This is a genomic window from Vibrio sp. T11.5, from assembly GCF_027587155.1.
GTDB lineage: Bacteria > Pseudomonadota > Gammaproteobacteria > Enterobacterales > Vibrionaceae > Vibrio > Vibrio neptunius.
The window spans coordinates 1-18103 of record NZ_JAPPTP010000002.1; the positions used below are offsets into that span (position 1 = coordinate 1).

18 protein-coding genes are annotated in these 18103 nt (G+C 45.8%); 4 read left to right on the forward strand and 14 right to left on the reverse strand.

What is annotated here, in order from left to right; translation table 11 throughout:
• Window positions 1-216 precede the first annotated feature (216 nt).
• From pgpA to OH455_RS03310, 14 genes are all read right to left on the reverse strand, one after another.
• Window positions 217-723 (reverse strand): phosphatidylglycerophosphatase A, encoded by a 507-nt coding sequence (gene pgpA / locus OH455_RS03245; protein ID WP_269980339.1) that lies wholly within the window; start codon window positions 721-723, stop codon window positions 217-219.
• Between the two features lie 14 nt (window positions 724-737).
• Complete coding sequence (gene thiL, locus OH455_RS03250; protein ID WP_269980340.1) at window positions 738-1703, reverse strand: thiamine-phosphate kinase; 966 nt, start codon at window positions 1701-1703, stop codon at window positions 738-740.
• A 66-nt stretch (window positions 1704-1769) separates the two neighbouring features.
• Window positions 1770-2237 (reverse strand): transcription antitermination factor NusB, encoded by a 468-nt coding sequence (nusB, locus tag OH455_RS03255; RefSeq protein WP_006957918.1) that lies wholly within the window; start codon window positions 2235-2237, stop codon window positions 1770-1772.
• On the reverse strand, window positions 2237-2707 hold the full coding sequence (gene ribH / locus OH455_RS03260; RefSeq protein ID WP_006957919.1) for a 6,7-dimethyl-8-ribityllumazine synthase: 471 nt from the start codon (window positions 2705-2707) through the stop codon (window positions 2237-2239). Before ribH ends, nusB begins: the two co-directional genes overlap by 1 nt.
• A 177-nt stretch (window positions 2708-2884) precedes the next feature.
• The gene (ribBA, locus tag OH455_RS03265; protein WP_045976096.1) at window positions 2885-3994 is read right to left on the reverse strand and encodes a bifunctional 3,4-dihydroxy-2-butanone-4-phosphate synthase/GTP cyclohydrolase II; all 1110 of its coding nucleotides are present in this window, start codon (window positions 3992-3994) and stop codon (window positions 2885-2887) included.
• An 80-nt stretch (window positions 3995-4074) separates the two neighbouring features.
• Window positions 4075-4725 carry a riboflavin synthase gene (locus tag OH455_RS03270; protein ID WP_269980341.1) on the reverse strand — a complete coding sequence of 217 codons (651 nt, stop codon included), beginning with the start codon at window positions 4723-4725 and terminating at the stop codon, window positions 4075-4077.
• 2 nt (window positions 4726-4727) lie between these two features.
• Window positions 4728-5834: a bifunctional diaminohydroxyphosphoribosylaminopyrimidine deaminase/5-amino-6-(5-phosphoribosylamino)uracil reductase RibD gene (gene ribD / locus OH455_RS03275; protein ID WP_045976098.1), complete on the reverse strand. Its 1107-nt coding sequence runs from the start codon at window positions 5832-5834 to the stop codon at window positions 4728-4730.
• Window positions 5835-5847: 13 nt separating this feature from the next.
• Window positions 5848-6297: a transcriptional regulator NrdR gene (gene nrdR, locus OH455_RS03280; RefSeq protein WP_006957923.1), complete on the reverse strand. Its 450-nt coding sequence runs from the start codon at window positions 6295-6297 to the stop codon at window positions 5848-5850.
• Window positions 6298-6529: 232 nt separating this feature from the next.
• Window positions 6530-7780, reverse strand: a complete 1251-nt coding sequence (locus OH455_RS03285) for a glutamate-5-semialdehyde dehydrogenase (RefSeq protein ID WP_206368251.1) — start codon at window positions 7778-7780, stop codon at window positions 6530-6532.
• Window positions 7781-7794: 14 nt separating this feature from the next.
• Window positions 7795-8928: a glutamate 5-kinase gene (gene proB / locus OH455_RS03290; protein WP_045976100.1), complete on the reverse strand. Its 1134-nt coding sequence runs from the start codon at window positions 8926-8928 to the stop codon at window positions 7795-7797.
• A gap of 179 nt (window positions 8929-9107) precedes the next feature.
• Complete coding sequence (gene crl / locus OH455_RS03295; protein WP_269980342.1) at window positions 9108-9497, reverse strand: sigma factor-binding protein Crl; 390 nt, start codon at window positions 9495-9497, stop codon at window positions 9108-9110.
• Between the two features lie 122 nt (window positions 9498-9619).
• Window positions 9620-10867 carry an esterase FrsA gene (frsA, locus tag OH455_RS03300; protein WP_269980343.1) on the reverse strand — a complete coding sequence of 416 codons (1248 nt, stop codon included), beginning with the start codon at window positions 10865-10867 and terminating at the stop codon, window positions 9620-9622.
• Window positions 10868-11083: 216 nt separating this feature from the next.
• Window positions 11084-11548, reverse strand: coding sequence for an oxytetracycline resistance phosphoribosyltransferase domain-containing protein Tet(34) (tet(34), locus tag OH455_RS03305; protein WP_006957928.1), 465 nt, complete (start codon window positions 11546-11548; stop codon window positions 11084-11086).
• Window positions 11549-11627: 79 nt separating this feature from the next.
• The gene (locus tag OH455_RS03310; protein ID WP_045976103.1) at window positions 11628-12917 is read right to left on the reverse strand and encodes an NCS2 family permease; all 1290 of its coding nucleotides are present in this window, start codon (window positions 12915-12917) and stop codon (window positions 11628-11630) included.
• Between the two features lie 1016 nt (window positions 12918-13933).
• On the opposite strand from OH455_RS03310, the gene OH455_RS03315 reads away from it, so the two are divergent.
• The 4 genes from OH455_RS03315 (at window position 13934) to OH455_RS03330 (ending at window position 18073) form a co-directional block, all read left to right on the forward strand.
• On the forward strand, window positions 13934-15406 hold the full coding sequence (locus tag OH455_RS03315) for an aminoacyl-histidine dipeptidase (RefSeq protein ID WP_269980344.1): 1473 nt from the start codon (window positions 13934-13936) through the stop codon (window positions 15404-15406).
• 270 nt (window positions 15407-15676) lie between these two features.
• Complete coding sequence (locus OH455_RS03320) at window positions 15677-16120, forward strand: ATP-dependent zinc protease family protein (RefSeq protein WP_269980345.1); 444 nt, start codon at window positions 15677-15679, stop codon at window positions 16118-16120.
• Complete coding sequence (rimK, locus tag OH455_RS03325) at window positions 16117-17022, forward strand: 30S ribosomal protein S6--L-glutamate ligase (RefSeq protein WP_269980346.1); 906 nt, start codon at window positions 16117-16119, stop codon at window positions 17020-17022. Before OH455_RS03320 ends, rimK begins: the two co-directional genes overlap by 4 nt.
• A complete protein-coding gene (locus OH455_RS03330; RefSeq protein ID WP_269980347.1) occupies window positions 16982-18073 on the forward strand; it encodes a succinylglutamate desuccinylase/aspartoacylase family protein in 1092 nt (363 codons plus the stop codon). The genes rimK and OH455_RS03330 overlap by 41 nt, the downstream gene beginning before the upstream one ends.
• Window positions 18074-18103: the final 30 nt, after the last annotated feature.

The following is an 18103-nucleotide window of genomic DNA, read 5'->3' on the forward strand; positions in this document are numbered from 1 at the left end:
GGAAAGTTTTTGAGGGTTGGTACATGGTATCAACCCTTTTTATTTAGGAACGCTTCGCTATGGATTCGGGATGCGGGAACGAAAAACTCTCGAAGGGCGAAGCCCGCTCCCGCTTTCCAAAAGCGAAGCGCTCCCGTTCTCCATAGGACGCAGTCCGTTCTCACATCTCGCAGGACGAAGTCCGTTCCCGCTTTCCATAGGGCAACGCCCGTTCCCTTACACCAGCCAGCCCGAGTATTTACCCACAAAGTAAAGCGAGACACCCGCCATTATGCCCGCAACGATATCGTCCAGCATAATACCCAAGCCACCATGGACACGCTTATCTAGCCAACCAATCGGCCATGGTTTAACCATATCAAAGAAACGAAACAACACGAACCCAGTCAGTACCCATTTCCAGTCCGTCACTGAAAGTTGAAACAATGGCACCACCAACATAGTTATCCAAAAACCGGCAAACTCATCCCATACGATGGAACCATGGTCGTGGACTCCCATGTCATCGGAGGTCACCTGACATATTTTGATTCCAATTAAGCAAGAAGCGACGACAACCACGATGTATACAGGCAAAGGTAACTGAGCCAAAAGGAAGTAGAAAGGGACTGCAGCCAATGTGCCCATCGTTCCGGGAACAACAGGAGAAAGGCCACTGCCAAAGCCTGTAGCGAGTAGGTGCCAAGGGTTTTTCAATGAGATAAGTGAAAGTGGATTTGTCATTATACTACTTAGAATTATTTAAAGTGATCATAGCCTTGCAGCATCCAATCTAACGCTTGCCCTTGCTGGTGCAACTCAAACGTTCCTTGTGGTCGTATTTGACCAATGCAGGTAATCTTAGCACCACAATGCGCAAGAGCACTCTCGATGGAGCCTTTATTATGCTCAGGTACCGTAAAGCACAATTCGTACTCTTCCCCGCTGGATAACGCATATTGTTGAGCTTTAGATAAAGTGCCCGTAAATTGGATAAGTGCATTAGAGACAGGTAACAGCGAGACGTCAAGGCTTGCCCCAACAGAAGAACGTTTCAGAATGTGTTGCAGATCTGAAATCAAACCATCTGAAATATCGATAGCTGAGCTGGCGAGATTAAGGAGTGCTTGACCGACTAAAACGCGAGGCGTCGAGAGATAGTGGCGTTGTTCTAACTCCAGAGCAAACGGCTGAGATTTCAGTTCCGGGTTGAGGATTACATCCAGACCAGCTTTGCTGTCTCCTAAATCACCCGTGACATAAACCCAATCACCCACTTGAGCCCCATCACGACGTAGTGCTTTATCTGGGTCTACCAATCCTTGCACAGTGAGCGTTAGACTTAACGGGCCTTTAGTGGTATCACCACCAATCAACTGCACCCCATAATAATCCGCAAGCTCAAAAAAAGCTTCACAGAAAGGTGCCAGCCAAGCCTCATCGGGTTCAGGCATCGTCAAGGCAAATGACACCCATGCTGGTGTTGCGCCCATGGCAGCGAGATCACTGATGTTGGATGCTAATGCTTTATGGGCAACCCAAGCCGGGTTGGCACTCTCAAGAAAATGAGTCCCTGATACCAGCGTATCTGTGCTGATCGCAACAGAGAGCCCCTCAGGTACTTTGACTAAGGCGCAATCATCACCAGCCGCCAACAAAACATCTTTACGTGATGCTTGACGACCAACAAAATACGTTTCGATTAGATTAAATTCACCAGACATAGTACTCAATGTAACGTTAGGCATAAAAAAGGTCAGCACTTGCTGACCTTTTTTTATCAATTCGACTTATTTTTTGCGAACGTGAGGTGCGGCTTTGTCTAGCACACCGTTAACAAATTTGTGGCTCTCTTCAGCGGCGAACACTTTAGCTAGTTCGATGGCTTCATTGATGACCACTTTGTAAGGCACATCTTCACGACGCGTCATTTCATACATAGCAAGACGAAGCAAAGCCAGCTCCATCATGTCCAAATCTTGCATCGGACGAGCAGTATAAGGACGAATTTTGCTGTCTAGCTCTGTGTGACTTAGCACAACACCTGTTAGCAGGTCACGGAAGTATGCAACGTCAGTGTCTGGTGCAACAAGCGCTGGTTCAGCAGCATGATGCTCTTCTTCATCATACTTACCACCAGATAAGAACTGCTCTTCGATAGTGGCAACATTCTCTTTAGTAATTTGCCATGAGTAGATCGCTTGTAGAGCGAATCGACGTGCATTACGACGTGCGGCTGGTTTCACACTGGCCCCCATTAGGAATCGATTTCAGATAGAACGTTTATCATTTCAAGTGCGCTTAGTGCAGCCTCTGCACCTTTATTACCAGCCTTGGTTCCCGCGCGCTCAATAGCTTGATCAATTGTATCAACGGTCAGTACACCAAACGCAACTGGAAGGCTGTATTCCAGAGACACTTGTGCAAGGCCTTTGTTACATTCACTACAAACATAGTCAAAGTGAGGTGTGCCGCCACGAATAACAGTACCCAGAGATACGATTGCATCGAACTTGCCTGTTTTCGCTACTCGCTGAGCGACCAATGGAAGTTCAACCGCACCCGGACAGCGAACAACCGTGATGTTATCTTCGCTGATTTGTCCATGACGCTTTAAAGTATCGATTGCACCAGACAATAGACTTTCGTTAATAAAACTGTTGAAACGAGAAATAACGATAGCAATTTTTGCGTTTGGCGCTGGGAAGCCACCCTCGATCACTTTCATAAGCTTTCCTTTAACTATGTTCATCAAGTGAGAATCGCCGGATTCTAGCACAAATCTGTGAGCAATATCTAATGGAAATTTAGCATTACTCAATTAGCAGATCGGCGTTAAAAACAAAGAAGGCAATTGGTTTGTCACCCTTTGCCTTCCTATACAACCTAGTCGTTTTCTGTCTGCTTATTCACAAACGTATTCAACCACATTAAGACCAAAACCTCCCAAAGCGTGGTATTTCTTATTGGTGGATGAAAGTAGACGCATGTCATGTACACCCAAATCCGCCAAAATCTGCGAACCGACACCAACACGTCGCGATGTCCCTTGCTTCTTGGCTAAGGTTGGCGCTTCGCCTTTGTCTTGGGCTTCAAACATTTTTACTCGGTGAATAAGCAGGTCCGTCGACTCTTCATTACCAAGAATCACCAAAACGCCACCTTCTTCGCCAATACGTTTCATTGCTTTATCTAACGTCCAGCTTCTTTCCGCATTGCGGTCGCTGCGCAACAAATCAGTAAACGTATCCTGAAGGTGAACTCGAACCAATGGTGTTTTTTCTTGCACGTCGCCTTTGCACAAGGCGTAATGGACCTGATTGTCGATCGTATCGCGGAAAGTCACTAATTCAAATTCGCCGTATTCTGTCGGCAATTTGCACTCTGCAACACGCTCAATCGTCGTTTCTGTGTTGTTGCGGTATTCGATCAAGTCAGCAATCGTACCTAACTTAATATTATGTTTCTCAGCGAAGATTTCTAGATCAGGGCGACGGGCCATTGTGCCGTCATCATTAAGGATCTCAACAATAACACCGGAAGGCTCTAAACCAGCAAGGCGAGCTAAATCACAGCCTGCTTCCGTATGCCCAGCACGAGTGAGAACGCCCCCTTCCTGCGCGGCAAGTGGGAAGATATGTCCAGGTTGAACCAAGTCTGCCGCTTTGGCGTCTTTTGCGACCGCAGCTTGCACAGTGCGCGCACGATCGGCTGCTGAAATTCCCGTTGTAACGCCTTCCGCAGCTTCAATAGAAACAGTGAAGTTGGTGGTATACTGTGCGTTATTGTCCTGGACCATAGGCGGTAAACCTAAACGCTCACAACGTTCTTTGGTCATCGTAAGACAGATCAGGCCACGACCATGAGTCGCCATGAAGTTGATTGCTTCAGGAGTGACATGTTCGGCCGCCATGATCAGATCGCCTTCATTTTCACGATCTTCATCATCCATCAGGATGACCATTTTACCTAATCGAATATCTTCGATGATTTCTTGAGGCGTACTAATTGGCATTTCTCTAGTTCCTGTTATCTGGGCACTTGGCGACTTGATTCTTTGTCAAAACCCAGCTCCTAGGCTGGGTATCCGCTAATTTATGCAAAACCGTTTTGCTGGAGAAATTCCATAGTCAAACTCGATTCTGGCTGCTCATTTTGGCTGGTCAATAAACGTTCCATGTAACGCGCTAGTACGTCCACTTCCAAATTGACTGTTCGTCCAACATGGAAATCTGCGATGGTCGTCTCTTCTCCAGTGTGAGGTACTATCGTAAGTTTGAAGGCATTTTTGCGTAGAGCATTCACCGTCAGGCTAATACCATCCACAGTAACGGAGCCTTTCTCAGCAACATATTTGGATAGCTCTTCAGGCATGGAAACCCAAAATTCAATAGCCCGCCCTACCTGGTAACGTTCAGTAATTTCACCGACGCCATCCACGTGACCAGACACTATGTGGCCACCAAAGCGCGTGGTTGGCAACATCGCTTTTTCTAGATTCACCTTGCCACCCACTTGATAATCCGTGAATCCAGTTTTGTTCAATGTTTCTAACGATAAATCTGCGCTGTAGCTGGTTGAATTGAAATCAACCACAGTCAAACACACGCCATTTGTTGCAATACTGTCTCCGAGTTTGACGTCTGACATATCCAGCTTACCCACTTCAACGGTGACACTAACATCTTCACCTTTTGGAGTAATCGCTGTTAGCGTACCAACAGCTTCAATAATTCCTGTAAACATAGTTACACTTCTTTGTTCTTAAGTCGGGCTACAAGTCGAATGTCTTGGCCAACTTGCCTGATATCTTGAATATCGAGTTCAATAACCTCTGCCATCGACTCTAGGCCAAGCGCACCTAATAAACCTCGACCATCACTGCCCATAATTTTAGGTGCTAGGTACAATATTAACTCATCCACCAAGCCCTCTTTAATCAGACTACTTGCCAGAGTGGCCCCCGCTTCAACCCATAGGTGATTAATATTGTGATGGGAGACCAGGTTTGCAAATACTGATGTCAAATCGATTTGCTCTGAGTCATTAAGTAAAGGATCCATATCGCCTTGTGCGGAGACAACAATACGCTTACCGTCAGTGGAATAGAACTTGAGCTCGGAAGATAGCAGTTGCTGACGATCTAACACCACTCTGACAGGTTGGCGCACCTCACTTTCAGGCAGCTTAGCCTGCACAGATTCAGGTAACTCAGACCAGCGTAGATTCAGTGATGCGTTGTCCTCGATCACTGTTTTGCTTGTCGATAAGATAGCGCCAGCTTGAGCACGATAGTGTTGCACATCTTGCCTTGCCTGAGGAGAAGTGATCCACTGACTTTGACCATTACTCAGCGCGGTTTGGCCATCAAGGCTGGCAGCCATTTTCAGTTGCACAAATGGCATTCCGGTTTTCATACGTTTGATGAAAGCAGAATTCAGAGCCATTGCATCGCTTTCTAACAATCCAACCTGAACCTCAATACCCGCATCACGCAGCATTTTAATGCCACGCCCGGCTACTTGTGGGTTTGGGTCTTCCATCGCGCAAATCACTTTCGCAACCTTAGCTTTGATCAAACCTTCAGCACATGGAGGGGTACGCCCGTAATGAGAGCAAGGCTCAAGGGTGACGTAAGCGGTCGCCCCTATAGACTTATCGCCTGCCATTTTTAGTGCATGGACTTCGGCATGAGGTTCACCAGCACGATAGTGAAAGCCTTCACCAATGATGTCGTCATCAAGAGCAATAACACAGCCAACGTTCGGATTTGGTGCCGTGGTGTAAATGCCGCGTTTCGCCAATTTAATCGCACGCGACATCATTTGATAATCTAGAGGAGTGAATTCAGACATTTTACTTTAACCTTTAATCTTCTAGTCGGGCAATTTCTTCGCCAAACTCACGAATATCTTCAAAGCTACGGTAAACGGATGCAAAGCGAATATAAGCAACTTTATCTAGTTCTTTTAGCTGATCCATAACCAAATTACCGATCATTTCACTCGGTACTTCACGCTCTCCAGTCGCTCGCAGCTGAGACTTGATCATACTAATAGCCAGTTCAACAGAGTCTGCGCTCACGGGGCGCTTTTCCAATGCTCGCTGCAAACCACCAACCATTTTATCTTCATTGAATGGTTCGCGATTCCCATTGGATTTAATCACACGAGGCATCACCAGCTCAGCGGTTTCGAATGTGGTAAAGCGTTCGCTACAAGCTAGGCACTGCCTGCGACGACGAACCTGATGACCATCAGCCACCAGACGAGAATCAATCACTTTCGTGTCATTCTCAGAGCAAAAAGGACAATGCATATCACCTCCATAATATACTCAAATAACCTCTGGCGATTAACGCAAGTTGATGAAACGAATAAATGCACTTTGTTGATAAAACTACCAACTAAAAACCCTTTAGAGATAGGTTGTTACCACGTAAACGAAGTCATTTGAGTATATCGCAGCTAGTGTAGCGGATTTGGTAAAGTGAAGAAAAGCAAAAGGGACGAAAATCGCCCCCTTTTTCGTATAGGAATACTGAGTTTTGTTAACTACGCGGTAGGTAGTTGGCCTTTCCTACCCATTTGTAGCTGGTTAGCTCCTCCAATCCCATTGGACCGCGAGCATGCAGTTTCTGTGTAGACACCGCCACCTCAGCCCCTAAACCGAACTGCGCGCCATCGGTAAATCGAGTAGAGGCGTTGACGTACACAGCAGCAGAACCCACTGAATTGATGAACAGCTCCGAGTTTTCTAAACTGTTCGTCATAATTGCATCAGAGTGGCTGGCATTATGCACTCGCATATGATCGATAGCTTGTTTTACATCCTTAACCACTTTGACCCCAAGAGTGTAACTGAGCCATTCCGTATCAAAGTCGCCTTCGCCACTATCACGTATCTGCTTAGCATTAGCCATCAAAGCCTTTGCTTGAGGCTCTGCAACAAAGGTGACTTTCTCTTCCATGCGAGCTTTCAACATTGGCAAAAACTCGGCTGCGATAGCTTGGTGAACCAATAAAGTATCCAGAGCGTTACAAGCCGAAGGGCGCTGTACTTTCGCATTCTCGACGACTTCCAGAGATTTCTGGAGATCAGCGCTCTCATCAACAAATACATGGCTGATACCAAAGCCGCCGATAATGACAGGGATAGTACTGTTTTCTTTACACATTTTGTGAAGACCAGCACCACCACGTGGAATGATCATGTCGACGTAATCATCCAGCTTAAGCAGCTGAGAAACTAGCTCTCGATCCGGTTTCTCAATATACTGAACTGAGGCTGCAGGCAGCTCTGCTTTAGCCAGCGCAGACTGAATAACCTTAACCAGTTCCATATTGGAGAAAAATGTCTCTTTACCACCACGGAGGATACTTGCGTTACCCGTTTTCAAACACAAGGCGGCAATATCAATGGTCACATTCGGTCGCGCTTCATAGATAACGCCAACAACCCCTAATGGTACTCGACGGCGAGATAAAGACATGCCGTTTTCCAGCACTTTGCTGTCAATTTCACTGCCAACAGGATCATTAAGGCTAATCACGTTACGTACATCATTGGCAATACCTGCCAAACGCGCTTCGTTAAGCAGTAAACGATCCAGTAACGCTTCTGTTAAACCAGCTCCACGACCCAGTTCAATATCTTTGGCATTTGCTGCCAAAATGGTTTCTGCGTTGGCTTCGAGTTCATCGGCGATGATCGCTAATGCTTGGTTCTTTTGCGCCGTTGATGCTGTTGCTAGTTGGAAAGCTGCGTCTTTGGCAGCTTGCCCCATAGAAATCAGTTCCACTGTCTTTACCTCAATTATTCCTGAATTACGACCATATCATCGCGGTGCAGCACTTCGCTGCCGTAGTCATAACCCAAAATGCCTAAAATATCTTTACTGTGCTTGCCAATTATCTTGCTCATGTCTTGGCTTGAGTAACTGGAAATCCCACGCGCGACCAAAGCACCGCTCTTATCAGTCACACGCACCACCTCACCACGGGCAAATTCACCACTCACGTGAGTCACTCCCTTTGCCAATAGACTGCTCCCTTTATCGATAACAGCTTTAACCGCTCCATCATCGATAACAATATCACCGGATGCCGCAGGACCCGCCAGAATCCAGCGCTTGCGACTTTCAAGTGCTTCTTCAATGGGCAAAAAACGGGTGCCTTGCGGTGCTTCACCTAGTGAATCAAACACCACATCAGGCGCACTGCCAGCTGCGATGATCACTTCAATTCCAGCTCGTCGAGCAATATCCGCCGCCTGAAGTTTAGTTGCCATCCCGCCTGTACCTAGCGTTGTGCCACTGCCTCCAGCGATTTTGCGTAGCGTGTCATCAATGGTTTTCACTTCTTTAATCAATTCAGCGTTTGGATCTTTGCGCGGATCAGCGGTAAACAGCCCTTTTTGGTCCGTCAAGAGCAACAGCTTGTTGGCTCCACACAAAATACCCACTAGAGCAGATAAGTTATCGTTGTCACCGACTTTAATCTCACTGGTCGCTACGGCATCATTTTCGTTAACGATAGGAATGATATCGTTATCAACCAACGCATTAATAGTATCGCGGGCATTCAAGAATCGTTCACGATCTTCCATATCCGCACGAGTTAGCAACATCTGGCCAATCTTAATACCATAAATACCAAACAACGCTTCCCAAGTTTGAATCAGCTGACTCTGGCCCACAGCTGCTAACAGTTGTTTATTCGCCATTGAGTTAGGGAGTGCGGGGTAACCGAGGTGCTCTCGACCAGCCGCAATTGCGCCAGACGATACCATGACCACAGAGTGGCCCAATTTTTGTAGCTCTGCACACTGGCGGGCTAGCTCAACCATATGAGCTCTGTCCAACGCCAAAGTGCCACCAGTCAAAACACTGGTACCCAGTTTCACAACCACAGTTTGACGCTGTGTCGCTTGTCCGCATTTTTGATTCATTGTCTTTCTGCTATGAAAAATAAAGAGTTCACCGATTAGCCTACTGATTGCATAACTTTACATGTCACTGGCAAATTGGGTCATGGACCTGATGTTTTAACAATCAAAGCACAAATTCACAAGTAGAAAAGGCGCCGTTGAGCGCCTTTTTATTTTGGAAAATGGTTATGAGGAAAAAATCAGACGAATTCGACCGATTCTTTGTGTAAATCGACACTCATATTGAATTCCGTCTCCAACGTTTCTAATAGCTTTTTATGGAAACCTTCTTGGGTACGAAACACTTCTTCTACGGCTTTTTTCGGAAGTTTTTCATCCATCCAATCGCCCTTAACATCATAAAGACCAGTGCGATAACGAGCTGCGAATGTCTGCCCTTCTTGTTCAAGCTCTAGCCACCATCCCCAGAACTCTCGTTCTTCTGGCGATTTTTTGTCATTCACACACACAGAAAGACAATCAAAAAGGTAGCGACCTTCTTCACATTGAGACTCTCTGAGGTAAGGGCCAATGGCCTTTAGTGTAGACAACAAACGGTAATGAGTTGGATTCTTTGGCTGTTCAGACATAATGAATCTCCATATTCAAAATCTGTTGTGATTATTCGTTGTAATTATGACGAGCAAGTTAAACAGGACTAATTAGCTTGGGTATTGCTCTTATATGAGTCTTGCCTAATTTATTAGATTTGTCATCTAATTAGCTCCTCCTCCAACCACTTAATCGCCAAATCGAGGGATTGCTCATAACCTTGTGTAATTGTTTTTGCACTGATTTTCTTCGCTTTTCCGTAATCACTAAACAAGGCAACCAGTTGATTGTCACTGTAGGGTGAAACCGGATCGCTTTCGAGACTCATTGCCAGAATAGGCACCTTAGTTTTACGGTTGGACAAAATGCCTTGAACCTTAAGTGACCAAGCCATTAACTGACCCGCCAAACTGTTGACGTCGACGGCGTTTTTCCCTAAGCGTGAGGCTAAAACATCCAAGTACATTTTCGGCATTTTCTTTAGCTTTTCCGGCGATGAAAGCACATCATGAATAGGTGCTCCCAAGCTGACACACGCTTTAATTTTGTCTGGTTCCATAAAAGACAACCTAACCAGCGCATTGCCACCAAACCTGAACCCAATCAACCCAACTCTATGGTGATCAATCCAAGGAATGTGGAATAACTCGTTCAATACGGCTTGATGGAGACAAGAAGTATCTTCCGTCAATGTCCAGTGGCTGTTGTGTCCGACGGAGGGCATATCGACAGTCAACATGGCGATATCTTTCTTAGCTAGATGATTACGGAATAACTTCCACATGTCCGTTTGTAAGCTATCTAAGCCCGCACTGACCATTACCACGGGTTGTGGTTTATCTGTTTTAGTCAGATGGAGGTGAGCCAAGATACGTTTGTTCTGGTAGGGAACTTCTATCTGCTTAACGATGTATTTTGTCTTCTTCGACGCTTCAGTATAAGCACTACTAGCAAGGACCTGAGCCTGGACCGCTAAGTTGTCATTCTTAAGGTGCGGGTAACCTGCAATACTAAAGCACAAAGAAGCGTTGAACAGCTCATCGGCAGCTTCTTCACCCTTTAATTCATTAGAACGTTTATGGTGCTGCATACCCAACTTAGTCCACTCGTACGTCCAATTACCGCTGTGATAGCCCATTACGGTATCCAGCCACTCATCGTGGGTACGTGAATGTTTTGAGGATGCAATCTTGGCGAGAACAGCTTCGAGCTCAATAGGGTCTATACCTTGCCATACCCACTGCATTCGACGCAGATTTCGATACCATTTAAAGCCATCTTGTTCACGCTTTTGATCCAACACCGACTGGCTGCTGGGCATGTATTGTGTCAACGCAGAGGTTTCTTTGGCTTGTTTATGATTGGTGAACAGGGTTTCAGAGAGGTTTTTGCTCACTTCTTCAGACATAAGATGACCTAATGGGAATAATTTCCCACATTGTATACCTGTCGCGAGGTAAAAGTCAGACAAGAATCAAGGTTCGAAGTATTGGCTTACGAAAAGTCATAAAAGGAGGCCAAAGAAATATAGGGTAGCCTTCAGAAAGCGAAAAAAGCCAATGCTCAACCAACAAAAATGACCCATTTAGGGCCATTTCACTTTAATTGAACCACTCAGGAAAGGTTATTTTTGCTTGCGATTGATCGGTTCAGCGTACTGAATCGACATATCCCAAGGCTGTTCAATCCACGTTTCCTGTGCAATATCAACCACATAATCATCAAGGAGAGCAGCACCAGATGGTTTCGCACATACTGCGATCAATTTTGCTTTCGGATACAGTTCACGCAGCTTGCGAGCGGTATCACCACTGTCCACTAAATCTTCGACGATTAAGTAACCTTCGCCGTCACCTTCAGGTGCTTTCAAGACGCTCATATCACGTTGGTGATCATGATCATAACTAGAGATACAAATAGTATCAACATAACGAATACCTAGTTCACGAGCGAGAATTGCACCTGGAACAAGACCACCCCGACTTACGGCCCAGATACCTTTCCACTGCTCTGCCGGCATTTGCTGCTCAGCAAGCTCACGACAATAACTGTGCATTTGATCCCAAGTAATAATGAATTTCTTACTCATTGTTCTAAACCTAATAATAAAAGTTGAGGAGCAGTCCATTCCACTCAGCGCAGAACGTTCGACCCCTTAATGAAGTTCTTTAAGCAACAATGTACTTGAAGATAAAGATTGCTGACATCACCCATACACTGAGGGAAACATCACGACCTTTACCACTGAATAACTTGATTGCCGCATAAGCGATGAAACCGAGAGAAATACCTTCCGCAATAGAGAAAGTCAGAGGCATCAACAAACAGGTAACAACAACAGGTGCCGCCTCTGTCAGGTCTCGCCAATCGATGCTCACCAGACCAGAAAGCATAAGAATCGCCACGTAAAATAGCGCACCAGCTGTTGCATAGGCAGGGATCATACCAGCCAATGGCGAGAAGAAAAGAGCAAGAAGGAACAAAATACCAACAACAACCGCCGTTAGACCTGTTCGACCTCCAGCGGCAACCCCCGATACGCTCTCAATGTAAGAGGTCGTATTGGATGTCCCCAAAAGAGCCCCCACTGAAGTCGCGGTCGAATCAGCAAGAAGGGCTTTGTTTAGACGAGGAATTTTACCATCTTTATCCATCAGACCAGCTTTTTGAGATACCCCGACTAGCGTGCCAGCAGTATCAAATAAGTCGACGAAAAGGAAAGCAAAAACCACTGAAATCATACCGATCTCAAATACCGCAGAGAAGTCCAACTGCATAAAGGTCGGAGCAATGCTTGGTGGGGTTGACATGATCCCCCCCCATTGCACATCACCAAACACAAGACCTAAGCCTGTAACCGCCAAAATAGCGATCATCACCGCACCTTTTACGCCACGGTGAACCAGTGCGATAGTTAAGAAAAAACCAATTGAGGCTAATACCGCAGGTAGTGAAGTAATCGCTCCAAGAGAAACAAGCGTGGCTGGATTATCCACCACAATGCCTGCATTCTTTAGCGCGATAAATGCTAAGAACAAACCAATCCCCGCAGAGATACCCGTGCGCAAAGAAAGTGGGATGGAGTTTATGATCCACTCTCGGATCTTAAACACACTCAATAGAATGAATAGCACGCCGGATACAAATACTGCTGCTAGAGCTACTTGCCATGTATAGCCCATACCCAGAACAACGGCGTAGGTGAAAAAGGCATTCAGCCCCATTCCCGGTGCCTGAGCAATTGGGTAGTTAGCGACAAAGCCCATGATGAAACAGCCGATAGCGGCCGCGAGACAGGTCGCTACGAAGACAGCCCCACGATCCATACCAGCATCAGCCAAAATGGCCGGATTGACAAAGATGATGTAAGCCATGGTAAGGAAAGTTGTCATACCGGCTATGATCTCAGTTTTTACATTCGTTCCGTGTTCACTGAGCTTGAATATTTTTTCGAACATAATCGAATTCCAAAGGGTAAGAGTAAACGGTTGCGTAATCGATTGGCGGGATTATAAAGTCTACAAATGGCAAATTCCAGATAGAATTAGGACTCTAATCAATATTTATATCTATAAAACTCGAACTCAAATGCACCACCTAAAGGAACATTGGTAAAAAATCCTGTTAGCTCAATGAATAACGTTAATGCATCTATGAGTTTTTGAGGGGTGATTTTTTCAACCATGTCGTAAACTTACATTGAAGAAAAAGCGCTGGAGCGAGGTTGGATATGTGTTTACGCGAATAGTGTGAAGCAAAACTGATGAAAATAAGAAAACCATGCTATTAGAGGCGTTATTTTCAACAGATAAAAAAACGCCACTCAAATTGAGTGGCGGTTGAATCATGTCAGCAAATTGTAAGCTGTAATAAAATTCCAATTATAGGGGTGAACAAACTTGTTCGAGAGTCACAAGTTCGGAATTAGTAACCGAAGCTCGTTGGGTATGCAAAATTGCCAGTGTAAACAGAGTTGTTTATCCAGAACGCTGCACTTGGTAAACCTTTCATAACTATCACCTTCTAAATCAATGAAAACAGATAACAAATATTGATTTCTCGGTTCCTTGGAGGCGACAAATCGGACTCATCCTTTGAGCATTTTCTCTTCGCTTTCGAAGTTGGTTACTAATATACCTCAAAGAAAATTAATTACAACAACAAAAGTGACAAAAGTCACACAAATTTCAATAAATGACCAAGATTAAATGAATTTAGTAATTAAATTACAGAAATATTAATTTGGATGTTATTTTTATTACACACAATAAGAATTCAGACTCACATGGCAAAACGATTGAATCTAGGTTCTGTGATGGCAGCGAAACATTTCGTTTCTGCTTTGACTACTACCTAACCTTAGGTAGTGCTATTCTGTTCCTCTCTACCCAATAGGTCAGATTTGGTTTTTTGTTCGTTTAATTGACTAAGTTTCCTAACAAGATCTGGCATTATTATGATTAAGGAGTCATCCGTGTCTGAATTCCATTCTGAAATCAGCAACTTATCACCTGCACCATTATGGCAGTTTTTCGATAAGATCTGCTCAATCCCTCACCCTTCTAAGTATGAAGAAGCGCTCGCTCAATACATTGTGGACTGGGCAACTGAGCAAGGGCTTGATGTCCGTCGCGATCCGACGGGCAATGTCTTCATTAAAAAGCCAGCCACACTTGGCATGGAAAACAAGAAAGGGGTCGTTCTTCAAGCGCACATCGATATGGTGCCGCAAAAGAACGAAGACACAGATCATGACTTCACTAAAGATCCTATCCAGCCTTATATAGACGGTGAATGGGTCACCGCAAAAGGTACTACTCTAGGTGCAGACAACGGTATGGGTATGGCATCTTGTCTAGCAGTACTCGCCTCTACCGATATCAAACACGGTCCGATTGAAGTACTTCTGACTATTGATGAAGAAGCAGGCATGACTGGTGCCTTCGGCCTGGAAGCCGGATGGCTAGAAGGTGAGATTCTGCTGAACACCGATTCAGAGCAAGAGGGCGAAGTCTACATGGGCTGTGCGGGCGGTATTGATGGCGAAATGACATTCGACATCAAGCGCGAAGTTATCCCAGCAGGCTACGTAACTCGCCAACTCGTATTGAAAGGCCTGAAAGGCGGCCACTCTGGTTGTGATATCCATACTGGTCGTGGTAACGCCAACAAACTTGTCGCTCGTTTCCTAGCAGGTCACGCACAAGAGCTGGATCTACGTCTGGTTGAATTCCGTGGCGGTAGCCTGCGTAATGCGATTCCACGTGAAGCATTTGTAACTGTCGCTATCCCAGCAGAAAACGAAGCGAAGCTGGCTAAACTCTTCAACTTCTACACTGATTTGCTGAAGCAAGAGTTAGGAAAAATAGAAACAGACATCGTTTCATTCAACGAAGCCATCGAAACTAGTGAGCAAGTGCTGGCCATTGCTGATCAGCAACGTTTTATCGCTGCACTGAATGCATGCCCTAACGGTGTGATCCGCATGAGTGACGAGATCGAAGGCGTAGTTGAAACGTCTCTGAACTTAGGTGTTGTTACCACAGAGAGCAATAAGATCAACGTACTTTGCCTAGTGCGTTCATTGATTGACTCAGGCCGTCATCAAGTTGAAAGTATGCTGACATCCGTAGCGGAACTGGCAGGATCTAAGATTGCTTTCTCTGGTGCATACCCGGGGTGGAAGCCAGATGCAGACTCTGAAATCATGGCTATCTTCCGCGACATGTACGAAGGCATTTACGGCCACAAACCAAACATCATGGTTATCCATGCTGGCCTAGAGTGTGGCCTGTTTAAAGAACCATATCCGAACATGGACATGGTTTCATTTGGTCCAACGATCAAATTCCCACATTCGCCAGACGAGAAAGTGAAAATCGACACGGTTGCTCTATTCTGGGATCAAATGGTCGCACTATTGGAAGCGATTCCAGAGAAAGCCTAACCCGTTCCTCATATAGAAAACCAACTCAAAAGCCAGCGGAAAACGCTGGCTTTTTTGTTATCGACTTTGATAATCAATTTTTGTCGTCATGGTGAAATTAATTCGTTAGTCACCCTCACCTCTCGCTGATACAGTCGCCGCCGTTGAAGCGCCATAGGCAATCCATCTTGCCCACTTCAACCCCTATAACAGATACACGCTATCCGTTATACCGGGGGATGCTCGGTTATCAGAGCATCTTGATTACTTTCTCAATGTAAATGAAATGCTATGAACGAAAAGCTGCTAGTGGGCTGGCGAGAAACCCTGAGCCTTCCTGAGTTAGGTATAGAAAAGATCAAGGCAAAAATTGATACCGGAGCCAGAACTTCGTGTCTACACACATTCAAAATCGAGTGCTTCCATAAGGAGGCTGAGCTATGGGTCAGATTCTGGATTCATCCCTTGCAGCGTGATACCTCACAAGAGATGGTGTGCGAAGCCAAAGTCGTCGACCAGCGTGTGGTACGCGATTCTGGAGGTCATGAGGAAACACGTTATGTGATTGAATCAACAATCCGACTCGGTCAACGAAGTTGGAAAGCAGAACTAACGTTGACCAATCGTGAAAACATGGCATTTCGCATGTTGTTAGGCCGGACAGCAATGCACCATTGCATACTTGTCGACCCTGTTAAATCGTTTTTAATCCCCTTCGAGGAAAGCCAACAATGAAAATCGGTATTCTGTCTCGCAACGCCAACCTATACTCAACCAAGGGTTTGATCGAAGCGTGTCAGAAACGTGGTCACGACGTCAAAGTGATCGATGCGCTACGCTGCTATATGAACATTAACTCGGACAAACCTGAGATTCACTTTAAAGGCGAAGAGTTATCGGGGTTCGATGCCATCATTCCACGTATTGGTGCGTCCGTGACTTTTTACGGAACCGCTGTACTGCGCCAATTTGAAATGATGGGGGTTTACCCAGTCAACGAGTCCGTGGCTATTACGCGCTCACGCGACAAACTGCGTTCAATGCAGTTACTGTCTCGCAAAGGCATAGGCATGCCGGTTACCGGATTTGCTAGCAAACCCGATGATGTCAAAGACTTACTAGACATGGTCGGCGGCGCTCCAGTCGTGATCAAGCTACTTGAAGGCACTCAAGGCATTGGGGTGGTATTAGCGGAAACACGTAAAGCAGCAGAAAGTGTTGTCGAGGCTTTCATGGGACTCAAGGCCAATATCATGGTTCAGGAATACATTAAGGAAGCGGGTGGCGCTGACATTCGGTGCTTTGTGATTGGCGATAAGGTGATCGCAGCCATGAAGCGTCAGGGAGCAGAAGGTGAGTTTCGCTCTAACCTGCACCGTGGTGGCAGCGCATCACTCATCAAAATCACACCAGAAGAGCGTCGCACTGCGATTGCTGCGGCAAAGGTCATGGGACTCAACGTTGCTGGAGTGGATCTGCTAAGATCGGAGCGAGGTCCTTTGGTGATGGAAGTCAACTCTTCACCAGGTTTAGAGGGAATTGAAGCGGCAACAGGCAAAGACATTGCAGGTATGATTGTTGAGTTTATCGAGAAAAATGCCTCAACCAAAAGGACTAGAACTCGTGGCAAAGGCTAAAAAAAATCGCGTGTTTGACATTCTCGGCGAGCAAATCTCACCGGGACAAAGAAAAATGGTAGAGCTAGAGTCAGCAAAACTCTATACCCATTCCCCTTTGTCGATCCCAATCGAAGTTATCAATGGGAAGTTTGCAGGGCCAACGATGATGGTTAATGCCGCCATCCATGGTGATGAGCTCAATGGCGTTGAGGTTGTTCGCCAATTAATCAACACCATTGATGTACAAAAACTGAAAGGCACTGTGATCGCAGTGCCTATCGTAAACGTGTTTGGCTTTATTCATAAATCACGATATTTGCCCGATAGGCGCGACCTGAATCGCTGTTTTCCCGGCAGTGAAAAAGGCTCGCTGGCTTCTCGAATGGCCAGTGCTTTTTTCAATCAGGTAGCAAAGCGTTGTGACTATATTCTCGACTTACATACTGGCGCGATTCATCGCACTAACCTACCGCAGATACGGGCCGATTTGAGCAATCCCGAAACACTGCGAATTGCACAGGCCTTTGCCACACCTGTCATTGTTGATGCTCCTTTAAGAGATGGTTCACTTCGCAGTGAGGCCGAGCGTCTGGGGATCCCTGTGCTGACTTACGAAGCGGGAGAAGCATTGCGATTTGAGCCCATTTGCATCAATGCAGGTTTCATTGGTGTAAAACGTGTAATGCAAGCCATTGGCATGTTACGACCAAGCCGTAAAAAGCTTCCAGAACCCGTGATCGCAAAGTCCACCAGTTGGATACGAGCAGAAAGCGATGGGATTCTGCGTACGGTAGTGACACTGGGGGAAAAAGTAACGAAAGGCCAAACGTTAGCCTTCATAAGCGCACCGCTGGGACACAGTGAAGTTGAGCTAAAAGCCCATAAGGGAGGTATTGTGATTGGCCAGCAAACTCTCCCATTAGTTAATGAAGGAGATGCGGTATTTCATTTGGCTTATTTTGTTGAAGACGCCAAACAAGTGGAACAAGTTGTAGAAGAGTTTATTGTAGAAGTGAACGATGCTGACCTAGAGCCACTGACAACGGGTCAAATTCAATCCTCATCTTAACCAAAAAACCGCTTACACCCTATTTGATGT

Excerpts from the sequence above, each read along its gene's own strand:
- thiL (WP_269980340.1), bottom strand. The coding sequence starts at position 1,703 with ATGTCTGGTGAATTTAATCTAATCGAAACGTATTTTGTTGGTCGTCAA.
- proB (WP_045976100.1), bottom strand. The coding sequence starts at position 8,928 with ATGAATCAAAAATGCGGACAAGCGACACAGCGTCAAACTGTGGTTGTG.
- ribBA (WP_045976096.1), bottom strand. The coding sequence starts at position 3,994 with ATGCCAATTAGTACGCCTCAAGAAATCATCGAAGATATTCGATTAGGT.
- OH455_RS03310 (WP_045976103.1), bottom strand. The coding sequence starts at position 12,917 with ATGTTCGAAAAAATATTCAAGCTCAGTGAACACGGAACGAATGTAAAA.
- OH455_RS03270 (WP_269980341.1), bottom strand. The coding sequence starts at position 4,725 with ATGTTTACAGGAATTATTGAAGCTGTTGGTACGCTAACAGCGATTACT.
- frsA (WP_269980343.1), bottom strand. The coding sequence starts at position 10,867 with ATGTCTGAAGAAGTGAGCAAAAACCTCTCTGAAACCCTGTTCACCAAT.
- OH455_RS03320 (WP_269980345.1), top strand. The coding sequence starts at position 15,677 with ATGAACGAAAAGCTGCTAGTGGGCTGGCGAGAAACCCTGAGCCTTCCT.
- nusB (WP_006957918.1), bottom strand. The coding sequence starts at position 2,237 with ATGGGGGCCAGTGTGAAACCAGCCGCACGTCGTAATGCACGTCGATTC.
- ribD (WP_045976098.1), bottom strand. The coding sequence starts at position 5,834 with ATGTCTGAATTCACTCCTCTAGATTATCAAATGATGTCGCGTGCGATT.
- OH455_RS03330 (WP_269980347.1), top strand. The coding sequence starts at position 16,982 with ATGCCTCAACCAAAAGGACTAGAACTCGTGGCAAAGGCTAAAAAAAAT.
- pgpA (WP_269980339.1), bottom strand. The coding sequence starts at position 723 with ATGACAAATCCACTTTCACTTATCTCATTGAAAAACCCTTGGCACCTA.
- crl (WP_269980342.1), bottom strand. The coding sequence starts at position 9,497 with ATGTCTGAACAGCCAAAGAATCCAACTCATTACCGTTTGTTGTCTACA.
- rimK (WP_269980346.1), top strand. The coding sequence starts at position 16,117 with ATGAAAATCGGTATTCTGTCTCGCAACGCCAACCTATACTCAACCAAG.
- nrdR (WP_006957923.1), bottom strand. The coding sequence starts at position 6,297 with ATGCATTGTCCTTTTTGCTCTGAGAATGACACGAAAGTGATTGATTCT.
- ribH (WP_006957919.1), bottom strand. The coding sequence starts at position 2,707 with ATGAAAGTGATCGAGGGTGGCTTCCCAGCGCCAAACGCAAAAATTGCT.